The organism is Pseudoalteromonas sp. 0802 (assembly GCF_013350085.1).
Taxonomy (GTDB): domain Bacteria; phylum Pseudomonadota; class Gammaproteobacteria; order Enterobacterales; family Alteromonadaceae; genus Pseudoalteromonas.
Genome location: NZ_JABVXE010000001.1, coordinates 386,664 through 406,479 on the forward strand (window position 1 = coordinate 386,664; position 19,816 = coordinate 406,479).

Below are 19,816 nucleotides of genomic sequence, written 5' to 3' on the forward strand. Positions count from 1 at the left end.
AAGGTGACTGTTATGAAAATAGTATGCATAGGCGGCGGACACGGTTTATCCCATATGTTAAGTGCAATTAGACCTCACTGCGCCGAACTGACAGCTATCGTTGCAACCACAGACAACGGCGGAAGCACAGGTAAATTACGTAAAAGCCAAGATGTAGTTGCCCTTGGTGATATTAGACGTTGTTGTTTGCAATTAGCTGATAGTGACTCATTAATCCATCAAGTTTTTCACCACCGTTTTGATGGTGGTGAACTTAATGGTCACAGCCTTGGTAATTTAGCCTTATTAAGCTTAACCCAACAAACTAACTCAGCAACTCAAGCGGTTGCATGGTTCAATGCCATGTTGGGTAATTCAGAAACGATTCTACCTATGTCAGACGAACCAACTGATTTACTAGCGGTTATGTCATCAGGCATCAAAGTATTTGGTGAATGCGATATTGATTCACAAGAAGAGCTCCCAGACTATTTAACGCTCTCACAAGATGTGAATGCTGCTCCTGGTGTGGTTCAAGCTATTGAAAACGCCGATATGCTAATAATTGGCCCTGGAAGTTTAATTACCAGTGTAATGCCTGCCATGTTAGTTGAAGACATAGCTAAAGCGGTGCAACAAACATCAGCATGCCGATTATTTATCGAAAATATTGCCAAAGAAGCCAGCGTAATTAAATCGCTCGATATGCAACCGGTTGATTGGCTCGAAGGCATGCTTGGTTACCGGTTTTGTGACATGAGTATCTCTTTAGATGCGCTTAGTGAAATTGTGTCTCACTTTGACGATGTTGTTAAATCGCCAAACCAGCAGCACGACATTGAGCAGCTAAGTAATGTATTTGGCGAAATATTAAAAATGCCGTTAAGCCTAGAAGCTGAGCAACTAGTCAGTAGCAATCAAACTTTGCGCGTGAGTTAGCGTTTGTGCAAATTGGTCTTGCAGTAAGGCTATTAAGCTTTGTAATTCATCGTCATATTGTGATGTCTTCGCTTTTTGCTCAATTTGTTCTGCAAGGCCGCCTACGGCTAATGCCCCGTAACTACGGCTACTGCTTTTTAAACTGTGGGCATTTATTTCGATTTCGGACTGTTTCGTTGCGTCAGCAAGATCTGCAACGATATGGCGGGACTCAGTGATATATACCTGCAAAAGTTGTTTTGCTAGGTCGTCACCAACATCCTGTTGTAATTGCGTAAAGGTCGCAGTATCTATCATGGTCTCACCTTGGAGTGAATATGAAATATAGTGTTATTTTATTCGTAGATTCAAGCTTAATTGGTGGCATCGAAAGCCATTTGATTGCCATGAGTAAGCTATTAGAACGATATAATATTATGAGCTCGGTACTATTTTATCAAGATCATAATAACCGTGAATTATATAAGCGCTTAGAAAATGCAAATATCACTTTCGGTTTTGCTGGCGGAAATTTAAAAAGCTTGAACGAAATACTAAAAATGTTTCCTCGCTCAGCGTTACTCCATACCCATGGGTACAAGGCAAGTATCATGGGCAAGTTAGTGTGTCGCTGGCAAAACCGCCCTTGTATTTCAACTTATCATGCTGGAGAAGCAGGCACGGGTAAAGTTTATTTTTACAATAAGCTCGACAAATTGCTAAGTTACTTTTCACTTAACTTTGCTGTTTCTAGCAAACTCACCGAAGAGCTTTACAATGCTGAATTACTTGAAAATTTTATTCCAGTAAATGAATCTACTAAAGTTTTAGGTCTAAAAAATAATGATCAATTAAACGTTGGATTTGTTGGTCGTTTATCCCATGAAAAAGGCCCTGACATTTTTATTGAAACAGCCAAACGTTTCAACACACCTAACTTAAAATTTCATATGTTTGGTGATGGCCCTATGGTCAATGAGCTTGATTTGTCAGCGGTGAGTTATCATGGCCAGTGTGAGCAACAACAAATATGGCAACAACTTGATGTATTGGTGATCTGCTCTCGGGCTGAAGGTCTACCTATGGTGGCATTAGAAGCAATGGCACACGGGGTACTCGTTATTGCATCGCCTGTTGGTCAGTTACCACAGATAATTAATCACCTATCAAATGGGTTAATGATGACTGAAAGTACAAGCGATGCTTTGCATAAACAGCTAAACAACGTACTTATGTTGAGTGTTGATCAAAGAAATTACATGCTAGGCAATGCACAAAGACTTGTTAAACAACGTTTTTCTGGAGAGCAGCAATTTAAGCAGCTAGATAGAGTCTATAACTCTAGCTTACTTGCATCTCTTCCCAGCTTTTAATTTTACGATAAATCGTAGATGGACTCACATCCAAAAGAGCTGCAGCTTTAGGAATATTGTTATCACAAGCATCAATGGCTTGCTCAATATAACGTTTTTCTACCAACCAAAGCGGTTCAATATCGGCTTGAGAAAATGCTGTTGCAACTTCGCTGATAACAGGAGCGGCTTCCATTGATGGCGATGTAAAGCTTTGTGACGGCATCACCTCTGGGGTTACAGTATTAACAGTTGCTGCTACTGGTTGTGATTGATTTTGTGCATTTGGTAATGCTGGGATCATGCTCGCTTCAATATAAGCTTCATCATGCAAAACGAGAATGTTACGTATGGTGTTTTCTAATTGGCGAACATTACCAGGCCAGCCATAACTCAAAAATAGATTTTTAACGCCTTCTGACATGCCTTTGTATGCACGGCCTTCTTCTTTACTTATTTTTTTAAATAATGCATCGGCAATTTCGATCACATCTTTGCCACGCTGATTCAACGGCGGTAAGGCAATTGGGATAACATGTAGGCGATAATATAAGTCTTCACGAAAACGGCCTTCTTGCACTTCTAATAATGGGTCGCGGTTGGTGGCGCATACAAAGCGTACATCCACTTTAACTTCTTTTTCGCTGCCTACTTGCTGGTAACAACCGGTTTGTATAAAGCGCAGTAGTTTACTTTGCAGATTGACGTCCATTTCACATAGTTCATCTAAAAACAACGTACCACCATCAGCTTGGCCAGCCGCCCCTTCACGATTGGTAATCGCGCCAGTGAACGCCCCTTTTAAGTGACCGAATATTTCACTTTCGATTAGATCTTTTGGTATTGCTGCACAGTTAAGGGCTACAAATGGTTTATTCGCACGCGGTGACGCTAAATGTACCGCACGGGCACAGAGCTCTTTACCTGTCCCGCTTTCACCGGTAATGAACACGGTGGCCTTACTTGCTGATGCTGATTTTATTATTTGGTAAACAGATTGCATTTCTGATGAGCTACCAATCAAATCATAGTATTTACCGTTCTCGTAAGTTGTTTGATAGCTTTTGACTGTTTGTTTTAAATCTTTAAGTTTTAATGCGTTGTTTACTGTAATGCGAAAACGATCGGCCTCGATTGGTTTTTCTAGAAAGTCACTGGCACCGAGTTTGATGGCTTTTATTGCCATTTCTTTAGTGGCATGCCCTGTTAAAACAATCACTTGTGGAGCTGTATCTGGGTCTAAAGAGGATAAAATATCTAGCCCGTTCATATCTGGCAGCATAACATCTAAAATCACTAAGTCAGGCTCAAACTCTTGTAATGCAAAGACAGCTTGCTCACCATTGTAGGCAATGCGTGTTTCGACCCCGGTTGGGATCAAATATGATTGGTACATCAGCGCTAGCGATTCTGTATCTTCAACAATGAGTATTTTAGGTGGCATTACAGACTTCCTTTATTATCGTTTTATGCTGAGATAAAGTGATTATTTAACAGTTCCTTATTAGTAGCTTAGTGCGTATTTGACCGGTTTGTAAACTCAAACTTTAGTGTTTATTGATCACAATTAACGAGGCATCGTCTATTTCAGCAGTTAACTCAACTTGGCTTGCCTGCCAAAGTGCATAAGCAAACTCTTCACTTTGCACATTTTCGTCAGTTAATTTAGTAATAATTTGGTCAACATCGCTTAATTGCTGATTATCAAGCCAACCATCGGTGAATAATAAAATGTGTTCAACGTCTTTTAAGTCATAACTATAATGTTGATAAACATGATCATCACTAAGGCCCAGTAAGGGATCAGTGCCGCTTAGCTGGATCAATTTACCATTTTTGGTTATCACACAGGGGGCTGGATGACCTGCGTTAAACCAATGAAGTATGTTATTTTCAATAAAGCTTATTAGTAAAGTGACTAAACTAGTTTTACATAACCGCTGTTCATACAGGGCTTGGTTCAAGGTTGTTAAAACATTTCTTATTGGTATTTCTGTCGCTAAACAGCCACTTAAAAAGCCCTTTATGGCAAAACTTTCTTTTAGTGCTGTTATACCGTGCCCCATCATATCGCCAATAATCACAGGCGCTTGTTGCTGGTGGGGATACATGCAAAAATCCCCACCATTTTGGCTGATAATGGAGCCAAAATTATAGGCATTAAACTCACCTATTCTTTGCCTTGTTTGCATGCGCTCTTCGTTAATTACATACTTTAATGCAGAAAAGCGATGCACAATGCGCTCAATACTTTGTAATAAGCGAGTTTTGCTAACTGGTTTGACTAAATAATCATCAACCCCTAACAGGTTTATACGCTTTATAAGTTCTTCGCTGTCATCACCTGTCAGCATAACCACAGATAAATTAGTTTTTAGGTTAGATTGATTGAGTTTTTTAAGTAATGGCTCACTGGTGCCATTTTTAAGTTTATGATCAAGCAATAAAATTGTTGCCCCGGAGGTGAGAATTTCTTGCCAACCAGATTCACTGTCCTCACAGCAAATAACCTGAAAATGCTCAGATAAATAAGCATTCAGTAAAGCAAGTTGTGCCTTATCATCGTCTATGTAGATAAGCGTGGGTCGTTTATCTATATTGGTTAAACAAAAAGAGAATGTATTCTGTTGGCCAACAGTTTTATAACAAGCATTTGGAAAGTAATGCTTGATGAGCGCCACCCCCATGCCCCCTTCAACTAATTCACCACTGTCTAATTGCCACCCTGATGCTTGTTGATTAAATAAATCATAGCTTGGCATGCTGTCTTTAAATTCAATTAACAGCTGTTTATCGGGCAGTTTATGCATAGCAAACTGTACATTCATTGACGTTTCTTGGCTGTGGCGTAACAAATTAGTTAGGTATTCGGTTGCTACTAAACCTGCTGCATCAATATCTTGATTTTTAACACTGATCGCCGTCAAAACATGTTTTAAAATATGGCGAATCTCACTGACTGTAGGCCAGTCTAAACTAAATGATTTTTGATATAAGCAGTCCATTCATGTTCTCAATAAGGTAAAAACAACCAACGCTGTTTAATAACTTTGTTTAATAAGTACTCTGTGAGTTTAGGCCATTTTGGTTGAAACGCTTTGAGCGTTTTCACGATGCGGCTACCCAATGGAGCAAACTGATGCTGCGCAACAACAATCTTTACGTTATTGACGCCTGCGTGTTCAAGATTTGCCACACCGTGACATAGAGCTTCTTCGTCGTTATAACCAAGCGATACCGTTAAAAATGTCAGTTCGGTACATAAACTAAGCGCATGCAGCGGTACGTTACCGCGATTACATTTAAGAGCTGGGCTCATATCTAAAAATATATAGTCATACTCTTGTTTTATGCGTTCTATTGCATCATTAAGTACGCTTTTATTTTTCACCGATTCAAGCTCTTTAAGGTGTGCCATGGTGAGTAGGTCTACCTGTTCTGTATTGATGATATTAAGCTGACACGAAATATCACTAAAGCACCAAGACTCAGGGGTTTTTGGGTCATCAAACTTAAATGGATTTAACGGATTTAAGTCGATAATAAGCACTTTAGCGGATTGCAAACTTAAGCGCTGTGCAACACTAGCACAAAGTGATGTAGAGCCTTCGTTGCCGGTTAACGAAATAAAGCAGATACAACGGGCTTTGCTGTTATCTATTTCGTTACACACGGCTTCAAGTTCTTGGTATTGCGCTGGTATTAGTTTCATAAGCCCACCACTAAAGCTACAACTGTTATAAAATCTAAGAAGTTTGATTTAAACTGGCTCATTAAATCTTGGCCTTTGTCTGGTACATACAAAGTATCGCCAGCACGTAACACAGGGATATACGCTGAGTTAGGGTTTTTAACGAATTCTTCTAAATCAAATACACGAGACTGTTCTTTACAGCATGAATGATTTACCACCACGATTTTGTCGATAAGCGCTGAGCTTGATGGGCCGCCCGCTTCTGCTAGTACGTCAAGTACCGTCATGGTGTCATCAAAGCTGTAACGACCTGGCTTTTCAACAGCACCCATGATGCGAACTACCTGCTCTTTTGGCGTACGTAACCAGTCTTTATCTTTTTCTGGGATATAGATAGTATCGCCCGGTAAAACATGTGGAAATAAGGTTTCATCACCGGTTTCAAAATACAGTGCAAGGTTTAATTTGCTCACTCTTGCTGCATTGCCGTTACGATGAGTAATACGAATATTGCGTAAGTCAGCGTTATCTGTAGGGCCATCAGCAGCGGCTAAAATGTCGATAAAGTGCATATTTGTATTAAATGCATAGCGACCTGGTGAGCCCACCTGTCCCATAATATAAATAGACTTGCTTGATTCTTGACGGATCCATTGAGATTTATTGTCTGCAGGGTCAACCGGTAACTCTTCAACAATAATGGTGTCGCCAGCCATTAAATTTGGCAGTACATATTTGCCCGAATCATTAATAGTGTATTGCTCTAAATCGAAACGTTTAGTCACCTCGCCGTTTCTCACAATTTTAATATCATTGATATTGGCACCCTTAGTTGGGCCGCCGGCATGAGCAAGTAAATCAGTAAAGTCCATTTCAGGGCTCCACTCATAACGGCCCGGAGATAAAATGGCACCGATAATTTTGATGGCACGTTTTGGCGGTACTTTTAACCAGCTTTTTTCGTTTTGATCGGTTTTCTCTGGAACAAAAATCACATCGCCTGGGTTAAGGTTTGGTACTTTTACTGTGACTATGCCTTCGCTGTAACCTTGTAAGTCAAATAAGATGCTTTCGCCTGCTTGAGTTAAGATTTTAATCTGACGAGTTTCAGCAAAACGGGTTGGGCCACCTGCATTAGCCAGAATATCTAAAAAGCTGGTGCTTTCGCCTGCTTCATAAGCGCCCGGCTTTTGTACTTCGCCCATGATATAAACTGTTCTTGAGGTGGTATTTACATCATCAACCATGATAGGCACATAAATAGTAGAACCCGCTTTTAGCTCAGGCATAGTGTCGTTATTAGGTTTATCTAAATACGCTTTTAAATCGAACACGACTGGGGTTTTATCGACGATAACGCGAATTTTGGTTACATCTGCATAACGGGTTACACCCTCAGCACGCATTAGCGCATCAAGTACACTCATGTTTTCTTTAAATGAAAAGCTACCAGGGTTATGCACCTCACCAAGCAAAGTAATAGCACTGTTATCACTTGCATCACCTGATGCACTTAAGGTTTGTGCATCAAAGTCAATTTGTACGTTACCTAACAGCGGAGACACTGGCACAAAGACAGTGTCAGCGCTTTGTAATGCTGGTAATAAGTCAATGTTGCCTGAATCTAAGTAGGCTTTATAGTTAAACTCAATCATATCGGTGCCACGGCGAATTTGTAAACGGTCTAATTGAGCGCCTGGTTTTAAGCCGCCTGCACGGGCGATGACCATTTGAATGTTGCCATCTTTAGGAATACTTACTTGTGATGGGTCGTTCACATAGCCCATAACATTGATAAAAATATCTCGTGAATGAATTTCGACATAAAAGTCATCCATCGCCACATACATTTCACTTAATGCTGTGCGTAGTTGGCTTTGCACATCATCTAGCTGTAAGCCTGCTACTTTAAAACGACTTAGCTCAGGTAAGGTAATAGCACCTTCTTTATCAACTTCAAACGGTTCGCTAAATTCAGCTTCGCCTGGTAGGTATAAGTAAAGTTTATTACCGACTTCAATCTCTTCTGCGAAAGTAGGTAACGCGAATATAAGTAAGCAAAGTAAGATTAACTGTTTCATGTTATTGCTCCTTAGGACCATTTAAGATTTTGGTCCAGCTGGATAATGCATGTTTTTGTTTAGTGGCTTTATCGTCACTCATGTCGATGATAATTACCTCTACTCGCCTATCTGAATGACGTTTTGAGCGTGAGTCTGGTTCGTCGCTGTAAGGTGTTAAACTACCTTGCGTTAAGGTTGTTATTGTCGCAGGGTTTACACCATAAATACCTAGCCAGTGTTTTACTGTTTCGGCACGCTTAAGTGCTAACTCATAATTGTTTTGTTGCTGACCACTAATGTCAGCATGACCAACAAGCAGTAAGTTAACTTCATCAACTTGTTTAATTAAGTCAGCCGCTTGTGCTAAACGTGTGATGTATTTAGGAGTAACCTGAAAATCATTCAGCGAGAACTGGTTATCACTATTTAAAAGCTCAGTGATCTGGTCTTTAAGTGATGCTGTCATGTTTTTTTCAGTATCAGTAACGCCTGCACATTGGCTCATCTCATTAACAGTTTCAAAGTGCTTCGCAAGCTGATTTAAACCGTGATAGTGAATAAGTAAATCATGCTCAGCATCAGACCACATTTGCGCTGCTATTAGACGTCTTATACGGTTTTCGTATATTTGTGCTTTTAGCAGTTGTGCTGGCATACATTGCTGTATCCCTTGTGCTTTTAATAAATCTAACTTTAAAACATGATGTTCAAATTCGCTTAGCACCACGGTTTCTTGTGTGTCGTAAATCATCTCGTGTTGTTCATCAGTAAGCGGATAATTTTGATATTTTTCAGCCCAGCCTCCTTGCCCCTCATCAGGCCAAGAAGCACATCCACCAAGCGTTAGCAAAATGATTGTAAATAGTATGTGCTTCATAAATCACCTCACGCGATATCAGCTTGTTCGATAAATGGAATCGTCTTATCAACTCTTAATAGACTCATTAGTTTGTGTGGTTGCCCAGACACATTAAGCAGTGATAATTTTTGCCCTTTTTTCTCGATGCGTTTGTATAGGAACACCATTGCACCAATGCCAGATGAATCAATAAACGTAGTAGAGCTAAAATCGAGTACCACACTTTGCTGTTTGCCATGTGCAACTTCTTCAAACTGATCTTTAAAGCCATCGACGGCTAGACCAGAAAAGTCACTAGGTAGTGAAATTAGTTTGGTATCGTTAGAAAATGATGTGTTGTTAGCCATGATCTTCACCTTAGTTAAATTGGTTAGTCATAGTAACTAGTACAACTAAAATGCCAGTTTATAAGGTGTTGAAATTTAAAGGCTAAATAATGGGGTGATGCATAATGCAATTAACTTTTTGCTGTTAATTTGCATTATGCAACGTGATTTGCTTAATTCATTTTGCAAAATGGAGGTGGTTTACTGCCCTTTACCGGTAAAAACGACCTGTAATGTTTTAATCACAATTGAAAACTCAAGCTTCGCCCAAGCACGCGGTGATGACATACTCAGTGAATAGGCGTAATCCCAGCCAATTTTACTGCGTGCATCGTCTATGGTTTCATCGTAGCCGTTCATCACTTGAGCAAGACCAGAAATACCTGGTTTAACCCCATAAGTACGCTGGCAAAAATAAGGAATGTCTTTTTCTAATTTACCATAAAACACAGGGCGCTCTGGTCTTGGTCCAATCAATGACATCTCGCCTTTGAGCACATTAATTAATTGCGGAAGTTCGTCAATTCGTGTTTTACGCATAAAGCGCCCTACTGCCGTTATTCTTGGATCATCTTTACTGGCCCACACAGCACCAGAACGCGACTCAGCATCAACCACCATAGAGCGAAACTTATAAACATAAAATAACTCAACGAAGTCATCTGAGCTTTCACCCACTCTAAGTTGCTTAAAGATGATAGGACCTTTAGATGTAAGCTTTATAGCCAGCGCTGCAATTATACAAACAGGCCAAACTAGACCTAACGCAAATAAAGCGCCTGCAATATCCAAGCTTCGTTTAATAACTTTAATAACAGACTTGGTTTGTGCTTTACTCGCAGATTTTACACGTTGCCAAGGAGTGTCGAAGTAACCTTGTTCATAACGAATGATCCCCCACAGTGCTAAAAAGTAGCTATTTAAGATGTAATTAACTTTATCGACGATAGGAATGCGTTTGTTAAAGGCGAATATAGTTTTAACAGCTTGTACTGCGTGAAGTGACAAAATGCCTGTAGCAATCAATTGTGACCACACAGATTGCATTACGATAGCCTCTATAAATACACAAGCATAAATACAGGCTAAAATAATTGGCATAACCCCACGTAATACTTTGTGCGAGAAAAAGTTCATACAAGTCCACCCTAAACGCGGGTTAAGTAATAAAAGAAGCGCTTTTATTTGTTGCCAATTACCGGCACCTAATCTTACTCGGCGTTTATAATCCTCACTTTGCTCATCGCATTCTCGCTCGTAAATGACTACTTCTTCATCAACAACGGCTTTACCACCTTTGCTTAAAGCTTTCATTGATAGCACGAAGTCGTCGTTAATTGTGTTTTTATCTAATTCATTTGCATACACTGCGCGCATGGCAAACATTGCCCCTGGTACGCCAATCACAGCGCCAAGGTTTGACTCTGATTTTTTCACTTGGTTTTGGTACTGCCAGTAGGCTTTTTGTGCATCTGGTGCATTTTCATCTAAGGTGTAAACACCTGTCGAAATTGCTACTTGCGGATCACTAAATTGCTTAGCTACTTTGTTTAATGCATCAATGCTCAATAAAGCACTAACATCAGTGAACAGTAAAATATCATTGTGATATTTCGCCATCCCCATCAAGGTATTTAACCCTTGTACTTTCCCTTGGTTTTCATCACGATGGTGAAAATAACACTGCACGCCTTGCTTATGTAATACCTGCTGTGCTTTAAGAGCTTGTTGATAACTCTTATCGGTGCAACCATCAAAATAAACATGAATAGAATAATGATCAGTGTCATATACTAGTGATGCTAGGTTATAAAGCTTTTCTGCAATATGCTGTTGTTCATTGTAAGCACACATCAAAACAGCAATATTCGGTGTGTAGTTGTCATCAAAAACGGTTTGCTTGCTTGTTTTTTGCTTTTTGCCTGCAACACACTTTAGTAATAATGGGTAGCCAATATGATGATATGCAGCAATACACATTAAAATGATAAATAATGTAGTAAAAATAGTCATGGTTGGCTCCTACACTGCTAATGCAGAATATAAATTGTCGTATTTACTACTCATGGTTCTTGCATCAGCGACTGCAATAGCATGATGACGAATGCAAAGACCATGTGGCAGTTTACATGCTCTCAAAATAGCTGGTGCAAGCTTGTTAAACTCGTTCAACGACACAAGCTCACCTTCGTTATCGGTGAGAACTTCATGAATTCCACCTACATCAGACGCTACAACTGGAATACCACATGCCATGGCTTCAATAATCGATAATGGCAAACCTTCACGCTGTGAATACAAACACATCACGTCGATACTCGAATAAAAGGCTCGCATATCGTGAACGTTTCCTAAAAAGTGCACACGTTCGTTAAGCCCTAAATTACGTACCAAATTCATTAAAATGACTTTTTGATCGCCATCTCCAGCAAACACCATATGGTAATCTTCAGGTAAGTAATGCAATGCATGAATAAGATCTTTGTGTCCTTTTCCTGCAATTAACCTTGCAGCACAGCCAACTAGCTTTGCTTTATGGGGTAAATTGAGCTGATTTCTGGCGGTTGATTGATTAATTGCGACAAAATTATCGCAATCTATACCATTTAAAATGGTGCGCTCAGGAATGATTGCTGTTTTAGCTCTAAACTCATCGGCAACAATACGTGCATCTGCAACCCAATAAATATTCGTTAATGAGTTAAGTAACTTAGTGAAAGTACATTGTTTAACGTTATTTAAATACCAGGCATCATGAATTGTTGATATATGACGAACCGAATCACCGGTCAACGCACAAGCAAGGCCCGCATAAATAACAGGGCCAACATGATGACTGTGAATAATATCGATATCATGATCTTTTATTAATGCCTTTATCTTTGCGATAACAGAAATACTCACGCCTGCTTTTTTGTTTAAACAAATCACTCGATGGCTAAACGACTCAAGCTCTGGCCATTGCTCAAACGCAGATTGTCTGTCTCCCTCAAGAGAAACAATAATACTCGAGCTACTAAATTGACTGTTTTTGAGTAAAGTAATTGCCATTTTTTCTAGGCCACCTACTTGTAGGTGTTGAACTAAGTGCATGACATTCATGATTTATCTCCTTCAATATTACCGAAGTTAGTTTCGGCATTGACGATAGGAAGTACTGTTACCACCTCTGCGCTGGTAAGTTTTTCGATGGTTTTAATATCTTTTAAGTGGCTGTCACAAAGTGCAGCAACAAATACGCTTGCACTACCTGTGAAAATCCCAAGCACAATGCCAACGATAACGGTCATCAGCATTGAGGTATTGATAGGTTGTGTTGGGCTATAAGCTCGCTCGATAGTTTTAACTTTGTCAGGTCCTTCGTATTTAACTAATTTGCCCGTAACTTTGGCCATTTCGTAACGGCTAAGCATGTCTTTATAAAGTGACTGTTTAACATCGTAATCACGCTCTAGTTTACGTAATTGTTTTTCTACATCACTGGTTACTAACAGACGTTCACTGACAAGCTGCACTTGCTCTTCGAGCATTGCAAATTCTTGTTCTTGCTGAAGTAAATTATTACGGGCCTCTTCAAGCGCAAGAAGTTGAGAAACTAAAACGCTGCTCTCTTTACCATCACCAGACGGAAGCGTATTAACCATTTGCCATAACTGATCAAGGTTCGTTGTGTCCAGCTCTTCACTAGATGCTAACAGCGCCTGTTGGCGGCTTTTTAAATTTGCAAGGGTGCGTTTTTTCTCGATAATTTTGCTATGTTTATCGGTATAGCGTGTTCTCAAAAGACTTAATTCAGATTCAGTACGAATTATCTTTTCTTCTAAATTACCTAAAATTGGATTGGCCTGCCCTACTTTACTCACTAAGGCATTCAGTTTTGCTTTAGCGCCTGAGAGAGCAATCAGCTTTTGTTGTTTTTCGCTGAGTAAGCTGTCGAAGGTTTGGCGATTGCTATGTAAAACATCGGGTAAGGTATTACTGTTTTTAGTTTTAAAATCAGCCAGTGCTTCTTCAGATAATTCAAGTTCTTCGCGTAAACTATCCAGCTGCTTAAAGAAAAACTGCTCAGAAGTATCAAGTGACGCCTTTGTAGGTGCTAATAAACGTTCAATAAATTTTTCGACAACCTTTTCAAGCACTGGCTTCATTTGTGATTGGTCATGCCAAATAAAGTTTATGCGGACTAGCTCATCACCAATTAACGAAAGTGATAACGCTTTAGATAGTTTTTGATGGATTTCTTCAACTTGTTTTGGCGTAGCATCTTCAGCTATTAATTGGGTTTCTTTTGCTACTGCAATAAGTACCTTACGGCTGATAACTAAGGTACGCAGTGCTGCCATACGATCAGAAAGCTGAAACGAAAAAGACAGATCATCTAAGTAAGGGTTAAGTAGTGCTGACTCTTCAATTAAGATGGTAGCGTGATTGGTATATTGTTTTTGCGCAGATAAGCCAAGCGTGATGACGACGATTGGCACAATGCAAAACGGAATAATAAAGAGCTTAATACGCGTGTAAAGCGCATAAAGCCCTAAATAAATTAACCGTTTGATCTGCTCTTTAACTAACATACTTTACCTTTTGCTTTGCATTTTGCGAAATTGCTCGGTTTTAATTTGCAAATTGATAAAAACAACCGAGATTTCTATAGATAGTTAGTTAATTGCAGTTAGTGAGCCAAAATGAAAAAAGCCGCATCTTGTAGCGATACAAGATGCGGCTTTGGGTTGAAAGGTTTATTTAGCAAAACCTAAGTTGTTTACAGACTAACTTGGCTTTTGCTTGCCAGCTATGATCACTTGCCTGCTGAGATTGGTTGGCTCGCCAATTTAAGTTGTTTGATTTACTTAGGCTTACAGCATAGTCTAATCGCTCAATAAAGCCCTGGTGGTTGTCTGCTATTAATATGGTCTCTTGGTATGAGTTAACCGCAGCAAAGCGTGTTGTCACAATTGGTGTGCCTGTGGCTATGTATTCTTTTAATTTAAGTGGATCACAGGCTCGGATCTGCTCATTGTCAACAAATGGTAAGATAGATACCTGCCAATGCTGAGAAAATGAAGCTAAACGATCATGCTCTACAGCCGGTATATGGGTTACATTGTCTAACTTGAGTAGATCAGAGAAGTCTTCGACAAGGTGGCCTATCAATACTAATTGATACTCAGGCCTTTCTTTAGCTAGCTTCAACAATAAGGCTTTATCAAGCCAAGCATTCAAGGAACCATAGAAACCAATAATTGGTTTGCATATTTGCTCAAGTTCAACGGCTTTTGTGGTTTGCGTGGTAAAGAGCTCTAAATCGACACCATGAGAAAGCATTTTAACTTTAGATTTCGGCATTTTGTTGGCAAGAAACTCACTCACAACATAGATGGTGTCTGCTTTTTCGATAAGGTCGCTTTCAAAAGGCGCGACCATTTTATGATCAACACCCGCAAGTGCAGAGAAGTCATCTCCACAGTAATAAATGACTTTATCCTGCTCTCGCGGTGAAATTAGACTAATTGCAGTAGGCACACTAAGCCAATAAACAATTGGCTCATCATCTATGAAACCTTTTCGATTAAAAACCCATTTATTAAATAGCCTTACTATAACGTTATCGTGCCAAGGTAAAACCGCTAATGTGTGTGCTGTTAAATTAATGTTCTGGCTAGTATTCGTTGTTTTAGCATTTGGCCTATTGCGCTTAGATAAAAAAAGGCTTTTTAATTTATTAAAAACTCGTTTCACATCAATCAAGCGAAATGTTGGTTTTCGCATACCAATCGAGTTAATCCAAATAACCTGATGTTGTTTTGCTAGTTGTTTAAATAGGTGCTGTGTACTACTTGGGTGACTTTGCCAGTCTTCGCCGAATACAATAAATTTCATAGCGTCCCCTCCAGCTGTTTAACAATTTTTGCTGGATTGCCAGCAACAATAGTATTTGCTGGGACATCTTTAGTAACTACTGCGCTTGCAGCAACTATAGCACCCTCGCCTATTGTTACACCTGCAAGCACAGTTGCGCCGGTGCCTATCCAAGCGCCTTGTTTGATAATGATATCGCCAACTTGGCATTCATCATCAGGCTCACCAAGAGCACGTCTTTCAGAGTTTAGAGGGTGACCAGGAAAACCAGCTAAAAATACTCGACCTGCAAGGCGAACATCATCTTCTAAAACAATTTTTCGACCAACAGAAAACGCATTTTGCCAACCAATATCAACATTACTGCCAATTATAAGTTTGGGTGTGTAACTACCATGACTACGCCCACAAAAAGTACTGATGCCACTAATTCGTGTGTTGTCATTACAGCTAATTTCAAGTTTTCCTAAAATTTGCGGCATACCAGAATATAGGTATAAATTTGCTTTGGAGCCCTTGATTTGGCTTTTAAATAGTGGTGTGTAATAAAAAATGCGCCCTAGCTCACTCACTACTTTTTTAACCAATAAATGCAGTTTATATATAAATGAATGAATACCTGGGATAACCCACATTTGCGGATTGCGAATCGATTTTGCAAATTGAAAAAGTGATTTTGCAAATGGGCTGTCACTTGATTTAAGCCATTGTTTAATATTTTCACTCATGTGAGCTCTCCCGTTGTTTATCAATTACAAGCTTTTCTAAGGCAATAGTTAAAGCAAGAATGATATAAATAGGCCATGTAAATGCCTGAGTTAAAAAGGTTCCTGACACCATAAAGCCAATTAGGCCGCCCTTTAGCGCTTTTGCATTTACATCAATTTGTTTGTCATTGATCTGTTTATTCATTAAGAAAACACGGTTCAAGGTGCGATAAATACAGGCAATCACTAATACAAAAATGCATATTCCTACGATGCCTGTTTCACCTAATACCTGAAACCACGTACTGTGTACTGCATGATTCTTGCCATCCCAATGTGGGCTGTAGAAATAGTAATTAACGACAAAGTTATTAACCCCAACCCCAGTTAATGGATTATGTATTGCCATATTGATTGCAGCTTGCCATGCGTAAATACGGCCCATAGCAGATTCATCAACACCGCCCTCATGGGAGCCGCCACTTTGTCTGTCTGCAATACCAGCAAAAGCAACCATGGCTAACATACCCACGGCACCAATGCAGCCGACCACTACAGGATTTTTAACTTTCTGGTAAATAAAGAAACTAAGTACAGCAGCAATGCCAAGTAAGCCTCCTCGGCTCTGCGTTGCAATAACACCGCTGATTGCAATAACTAAGCAAATAAATGCAATGATGCGTCTAAATTTATGGGCACTAGAATCAAATACTTCAGCGGCTAAAAAAGACACGGGAAACATCATTACAAGTGATAAATCGTTAGGATCGCCAAGCTGTGAGCGAAGTTCTCGCGAAATAGTGACCCGAGTTCCTTCGACTAGACCAATACCATTCATTTTGTTACTCAGGGCAACTAAGGCAATGGCGGCACCTGAGATCATGATGCCAATTCTAACCACATTAAAATGCTTTAATGTGCTCATCCACCACGAGATTGCAAATACCATAATAAGTACTTTTGTTAGTACACCTGACCAGTACTCCATCGCTAAACCGCGATTTGAGGCACTAAAAACGCAAACAGTCAGCCAAATAAACCAAACAAAAAATATCAGATGATTAGTATGCCAATGTGGCTTTAATTTTTGTGAGATAAATAGATGCCAAACTATTCCCAATAGCGACGCAAGCGCGAGTAACTTAGGAATTTTAAAAGGCATTAAAAAAGGAAAAGCTTCGTGTAATCTAAAGTAGCTAAATAAAATAAACAAAATTATAAAAGCCACACTTACCTTTACTGCAGTGAAAGCGGCAAAAGGTAATAGCAGCAATGCAAATACTGCTATCGGGCCCAAAATGGCATAGGTAACAACTACAAGTAAGGTTACTAAAATGCCATTAATGAATAACTGATTTTGTTTATAGTAATTGAGCATGGTGATGCTCCTTCATTAAGCTTTTTATTACTTGCTTAATTAATGCTCTATATTGATAAGCCAAACCAACAATATAGATAAAACATACGATCCATTTAGCCAAACTAAGTTCGCTAAACTGTAAAGTGATCACTGTTATAGATCCTAATACTAACCAGCTTGGTACTAATGCTGCAAAGTTTAGCTTTAGAGGCTCGAAATGCTGACTAACTGAGTAAAGGCAAACTAATTTAAAACTTTGCATAATGATTAGCGCCAAAATAGCGCCTTCAACACCAAGTTTTGGCACTAAAAAATACAGCAGACTAAGACCTAAAAGTGCTGTAAAGAAGTTTATAATTGATACAAACACACCATTCTTATGCATGTAGCAACCAATATTGAAAATATCGCTGTGATGGCGTATGGCAACAACAATAATTAATAAAATCAGCCAACTATCTTTGCCATGGTATTCAGCAGGAAGTACTGAGTTTAATGCGATTGGTGCCAGTAAACTCATCAAAACACACATAGCTAAGCCTGCATTTAATGAGGTTATTGCATAATTTTGATATTGCGTTTTATCTTGCTTAATTAAGCTAAAACGTTTGGCGAACCACCAAAGCCTAATCGGCTCAAATGTGAAAGAAGTTATAATGGCAAATTGCGCTGCAACGTAATAACTCGCTAATACACTCTCGTTAAATTCGGCAACGATAAACCAGTTTTCAGCGCCATTACCGGCATAAACAAACAAACCTGATGCGATAATTGAAGTTAAGAATACAGTCTGTGATTTTTTTATTCTCCAGCTAAAGCGAGAATAACTCACTTTAAGTGCACTTCGCATATCACTTAAGGTTAAACACATAATAATGAATGTGCAGACTACACCTGAAACCATTACACCGGTTACATTAAAACCAAGAACTAACAAAGTTATTGTTAAACAAGTTTGTATGACAGCATGCGCAATACTATAAAAACAATACTTTTGTGCGTAACCAAATAACCGGTAGTAGGTGTACGGGATAGCAAGTACCGAGGCAAAAGTTAAATTTAAAATAAGTAACCTAAAATCAATCACCTTTATTTGCGCAGGTAAGGTTGCAATAATTTGCTCGCTAAATATAAAGCTACAGCCTAAAAAAAGCGCACTAAAACAGATTGTTAATAGCAGAGAGTCTCTAAATAACGCCATCTTTTCACGAAAAGATGGGTACTGTTGTTTTAGTAGTAGCTCAGGTAAACCAAGCGAAACCACTAAAGAGCATAGCGCCGACATGGTTACTAAGAAATTCAGCTCACCAAACTCGCTCTTTTCTAAAAAGCGAGTTGTAATTGGTAAAAGTAAAAAGCCAAACCCTTTTACTGCAAAAATAGCTAAAGCAAAGTAACAAATTTGTTTTAAGTTACTCATAAAACCTCCCTATAAAGATTCAACCCATTTGGAAAGTTGCTGAGCTTGCTTAACTGCATTGTAATGCTCGTTAACATGTTGCTTAGCATTTTGACCAAGTAGATAACGTTTATGAGGTGATAGCTGGTGAAATTTATAAAGCATCTTGCTTAGCCCTGAAATGCTACCTGGCATACACTTCATACCAACGCTTGGGGTAACAATTTCGTTTGCTCCCATTAAGGTGGTTGTGAGAACAGGAAGGCCGCAAGCCATGGCTTCTTTTAAAACTAACGGGCCTGTATCACGGTCGCCATTTTCTGCGACACAAAAAGGGGCGATAAGCGCAGAATAGTAAATCAGGTTTGAGCTAACCCAGTCATGAGGTTTTTCGCCTAGAAAACGTATAGATTTACGAATACCAAGCTCTTCAGCCATATACATTAAATCGTTCAGCATTGGCCCGTCCCCTACTATATCTAGGGTTATACCAAACTCTTTTGGAATATGCTTAAGTGCCGGTAATAAGAATTGCAGCCCTTTCTTTTCGACTAGACGACCGATAAAAATTAAACGAACAGATTCATTTAGGGACGATGGTACAAACTTAAATTGGCTAGTATCGATACCACAATGCAACAATTTAACATTGCTCTTAGAAAAGCGTTTAAATTGCATAGCCATTTCTTCACAAACCGCTATTGAAAAATCACAAAGAGCTAATTTGGGTTTTAAGTCTGCGTTGTTTACGTAAACATCATGGCCATGACCAATAGAAGATACTGTAATGTCTGCAAGTTTGGCCGCAACGATGCCGTATGCAAGTGGCCCATGCATAAAATGGCAATGTAAATGATCTATCTTTGCAGCTTTTATATAACGTGCAATTTGATAACCATAAGCCAGCAAGGATTGTGTCGAAATTGATTTAAATTGAATTGCTGTATTCGTTGCCCTCGCTAACTTATAAATGTTCAACATAGAAGGTAAGATTGATTTAAACGCAGGCTTAGTGATTTTTTTAACTTCAATGGCACTGGTTAAGTTAATCATCACACTGGTTTTTTCAAATGTAAGAACTGTCACCTTATGCCCTGCATTTAGAAGAGCTTTAATTTCCGTTACAACAAATGTTTCAGATGCAATTGGAAAGCTTGGAACCAAAATAGCAATGTGCTTCATAAAAACGCTCCTATAAAAACTGTTATAAGAGCTATGGCAAGTTCCATACCCGGCTATTAAACCTTTAAATTCCCGAAATGAGATTAAATTTTGCTGGAGATTTGCAAAATGCAACGCA

Annotated in this window: 17 protein-coding genes; 2 read left to right on the forward strand and 15 right to left on the reverse strand. The window is 39.2% G+C overall.

Going from position 1 to position 19,816, the window contains the following annotated elements; genetic code table 11:
* Positions 1–12: 12 nt before the first annotated feature.
* Positions 13–918 carry a uridine diphosphate-N-acetylglucosamine-binding protein YvcK gene (gene yvcK, locus HUS61_RS01850; RefSeq protein ID WP_175081942.1) on the forward strand — a complete coding sequence of 302 codons (906 nt, stop codon included), beginning with the start codon at positions 13–15 and terminating at the stop codon, positions 916–918.
* On the opposite strand, the gene HUS61_RS01855 is transcribed toward yvcK, so the two are convergent.
* The gene (locus HUS61_RS01855; protein WP_175081943.1) at positions 883–1,215 is read right to left on the reverse strand and encodes an Hpt domain-containing protein; all 333 of its coding nucleotides are present in this window, start codon (positions 1,213–1,215) and stop codon (positions 883–885) included. The genes yvcK and HUS61_RS01855 overlap by 36 nt on opposite strands.
* A gap of 20 nt (positions 1,216–1,235) precedes the next feature.
* Between HUS61_RS01855 and HUS61_RS01860 the strand changes: the two genes are divergently transcribed.
* Entirely contained in the window at positions 1,236–2,270 is a 1,035-nt protein-coding gene (locus tag HUS61_RS01860) for a glycosyltransferase family 4 protein (protein WP_175081944.1), read from the forward strand.
* Here HUS61_RS01860 and HUS61_RS01865 read toward each other — a convergent pair.
* From HUS61_RS01865 to HUS61_RS01930, 14 genes are all read right to left on the reverse strand, one after another.
* On the reverse strand, positions 2,239–3,693 hold the full coding sequence (locus HUS61_RS01865) for a sigma-54 dependent transcriptional regulator (RefSeq protein ID WP_175081945.1): 1,455 nt from the start codon (positions 3,691–3,693) through the stop codon (positions 2,239–2,241). The two genes, HUS61_RS01860 and HUS61_RS01865, sit on opposite strands and share 32 nt — an antisense overlap.
* Before the next feature lie 103 nt (positions 3,694–3,796).
* Positions 3,797–5,254, reverse strand: a complete 1,458-nt coding sequence (locus HUS61_RS01870; protein WP_175081946.1) for a SpoIIE family protein phosphatase — start codon at positions 5,252–5,254, stop codon at positions 3,797–3,799.
* A gap of 8 nt (positions 5,255–5,262) precedes the next feature.
* Positions 5,263–5,961: an AAA family ATPase gene (locus HUS61_RS01875; RefSeq protein WP_175081947.1), complete on the reverse strand. Its 699-nt coding sequence runs from the start codon at positions 5,959–5,961 to the stop codon at positions 5,263–5,265.
* On the reverse strand, positions 5,958–8,024 hold the full coding sequence (locus tag HUS61_RS01880; RefSeq protein ID WP_175081948.1) for an SLBB domain-containing protein: 2,067 nt from the start codon (positions 8,022–8,024) through the stop codon (positions 5,958–5,960). Before HUS61_RS01880 ends, HUS61_RS01875 begins: the two co-directional genes overlap by 4 nt.
* A gap of 1 nt (position 8,025) precedes the next feature.
* Positions 8,026–8,883: an OmpA family protein gene (locus tag HUS61_RS01885; RefSeq protein ID WP_175081949.1), complete on the reverse strand. Its 858-nt coding sequence runs from the start codon at positions 8,881–8,883 to the stop codon at positions 8,026–8,028.
* A gap of 8 nt (positions 8,884–8,891) precedes the next feature.
* A complete protein-coding gene (locus HUS61_RS01890) occupies positions 8,892–9,212 on the reverse strand; it encodes an STAS domain-containing protein (protein ID WP_054561490.1) in 321 nt (106 codons plus the stop codon).
* A 180-nt stretch (positions 9,213–9,392) separates the two neighbouring features.
* The gene (locus HUS61_RS01895; protein ID WP_175081950.1) at positions 9,393–11,204 is read right to left on the reverse strand and encodes a sugar transferase; all 1,812 of its coding nucleotides are present in this window, start codon (positions 11,202–11,204) and stop codon (positions 9,393–9,395) included.
* 9 nt (positions 11,205–11,213) lie between these two features.
* Complete coding sequence (locus tag HUS61_RS01900; RefSeq protein WP_175081951.1) at positions 11,214–12,293, reverse strand: glycosyltransferase; 1,080 nt, start codon at positions 12,291–12,293, stop codon at positions 11,214–11,216.
* Positions 12,290–13,765: a GNVR domain-containing protein gene (locus HUS61_RS01905; protein WP_175081952.1), complete on the reverse strand. Its 1,476-nt coding sequence runs from the start codon at positions 13,763–13,765 to the stop codon at positions 12,290–12,292. Before HUS61_RS01905 ends, HUS61_RS01900 begins: the two co-directional genes overlap by 4 nt.
* Before the next feature lie 169 nt (positions 13,766–13,934).
* A complete protein-coding gene (locus HUS61_RS01910) occupies positions 13,935–15,071 on the reverse strand; it encodes a glycosyltransferase (RefSeq protein WP_175081953.1) in 1,137 nt (378 codons plus the stop codon).
* Positions 15,068–15,778: an acyltransferase gene (locus HUS61_RS01915; protein ID WP_175081954.1), complete on the reverse strand. Its 711-nt coding sequence runs from the start codon at positions 15,776–15,778 to the stop codon at positions 15,068–15,070. The genes HUS61_RS01910 and HUS61_RS01915 overlap by 4 nt, the downstream gene beginning before the upstream one ends.
* On the reverse strand, positions 15,771–17,135 hold the full coding sequence (locus HUS61_RS01920) for an O-antigen ligase (protein WP_175081955.1): 1,365 nt from the start codon (positions 17,133–17,135) through the stop codon (positions 15,771–15,773). The genes HUS61_RS01915 and HUS61_RS01920 overlap by 8 nt, the downstream gene beginning before the upstream one ends.
* A complete protein-coding gene (locus HUS61_RS01925) occupies positions 17,119–18,537 on the reverse strand; it encodes a lipopolysaccharide biosynthesis protein (protein WP_175081956.1) in 1,419 nt (472 codons plus the stop codon). Before HUS61_RS01925 ends, HUS61_RS01920 begins: the two co-directional genes overlap by 17 nt.
* 9 nt (positions 18,538–18,546) lie before the next feature.
* Positions 18,547–19,698 (reverse strand): glycosyltransferase, encoded by a 1,152-nt coding sequence (locus HUS61_RS01930; RefSeq protein ID WP_175081957.1) that lies wholly within the window; start codon positions 19,696–19,698, stop codon positions 18,547–18,549.
* Positions 19,699–19,816: the final 118 nt, after the last annotated feature.

Coding starts and splice junctions, on each gene's coding strand:
- yvcK (WP_175081942.1), top strand. CDS start 13: ATGAAAATAGTATGCATAGGCGGCGGACACGGTTTATCCCATATGTTA.
- HUS61_RS01855 (WP_175081943.1), bottom strand. CDS start 1,215: ATGATAGATACTGCGACCTTTACGCAATTACAACAGGATGTTGGTGAC.
- HUS61_RS01860 (WP_175081944.1), top strand. CDS start 1,236: ATGAAATATAGTGTTATTTTATTCGTAGATTCAAGCTTAATTGGTGGC.
- HUS61_RS01865 (WP_175081945.1), bottom strand. CDS start 3,693: ATGCCACCTAAAATACTCATTGTTGAAGATACAGAATCGCTAGCGCTG.
- HUS61_RS01870 (WP_175081946.1), bottom strand. CDS start 5,254: ATGGACTGCTTATATCAAAAATCATTTAGTTTAGACTGGCCTACAGTC.
- HUS61_RS01875 (WP_175081947.1), bottom strand. CDS start 5,961: ATGAAACTAATACCAGCGCAATACCAAGAACTTGAAGCCGTGTGTAAC.
- HUS61_RS01880 (WP_175081948.1), bottom strand. CDS start 8,024: ATGAAACAGTTAATCTTACTTTGCTTACTTATATTCGCGTTACCTACT.
- HUS61_RS01885 (WP_175081949.1), bottom strand. CDS start 8,883: ATGAAGCACATACTATTTACAATCATTTTGCTAACGCTTGGTGGATGT.
- HUS61_RS01890 (WP_054561490.1), bottom strand. CDS start 9,212: ATGGCTAACAACACATCATTTTCTAACGATACCAAACTAATTTCACTA.
- HUS61_RS01895 (WP_175081950.1), bottom strand. CDS start 11,204: ATGACTATTTTTACTACATTATTTATCATTTTAATGTGTATTGCTGCA.
- HUS61_RS01900 (WP_175081951.1), bottom strand. CDS start 12,293: ATGAATGTCATGCACTTAGTTCAACACCTACAAGTAGGTGGCCTAGAA.
- HUS61_RS01905 (WP_175081952.1), bottom strand. CDS start 13,765: ATGTTAGTTAAAGAGCAGATCAAACGGTTAATTTATTTAGGGCTTTAT.
- HUS61_RS01910 (WP_175081953.1), bottom strand. CDS start 15,071: ATGAAATTTATTGTATTCGGCGAAGACTGGCAAAGTCACCCAAGTAGT.
- HUS61_RS01915 (WP_175081954.1), bottom strand. CDS start 15,778: ATGAGTGAAAATATTAAACAATGGCTTAAATCAAGTGACAGCCCATTT.
- HUS61_RS01920 (WP_175081955.1), bottom strand. CDS start 17,135: ATGCTCAATTACTATAAACAAAATCAGTTATTCATTAATGGCATTTTA.
- HUS61_RS01925 (WP_175081956.1), bottom strand. CDS start 18,537: ATGAGTAACTTAAAACAAATTTGTTACTTTGCTTTAGCTATTTTTGCA.
- HUS61_RS01930 (WP_175081957.1), bottom strand. CDS start 19,698: ATGAAGCACATTGCTATTTTGGTTCCAAGCTTTCCAATTGCATCTGAA.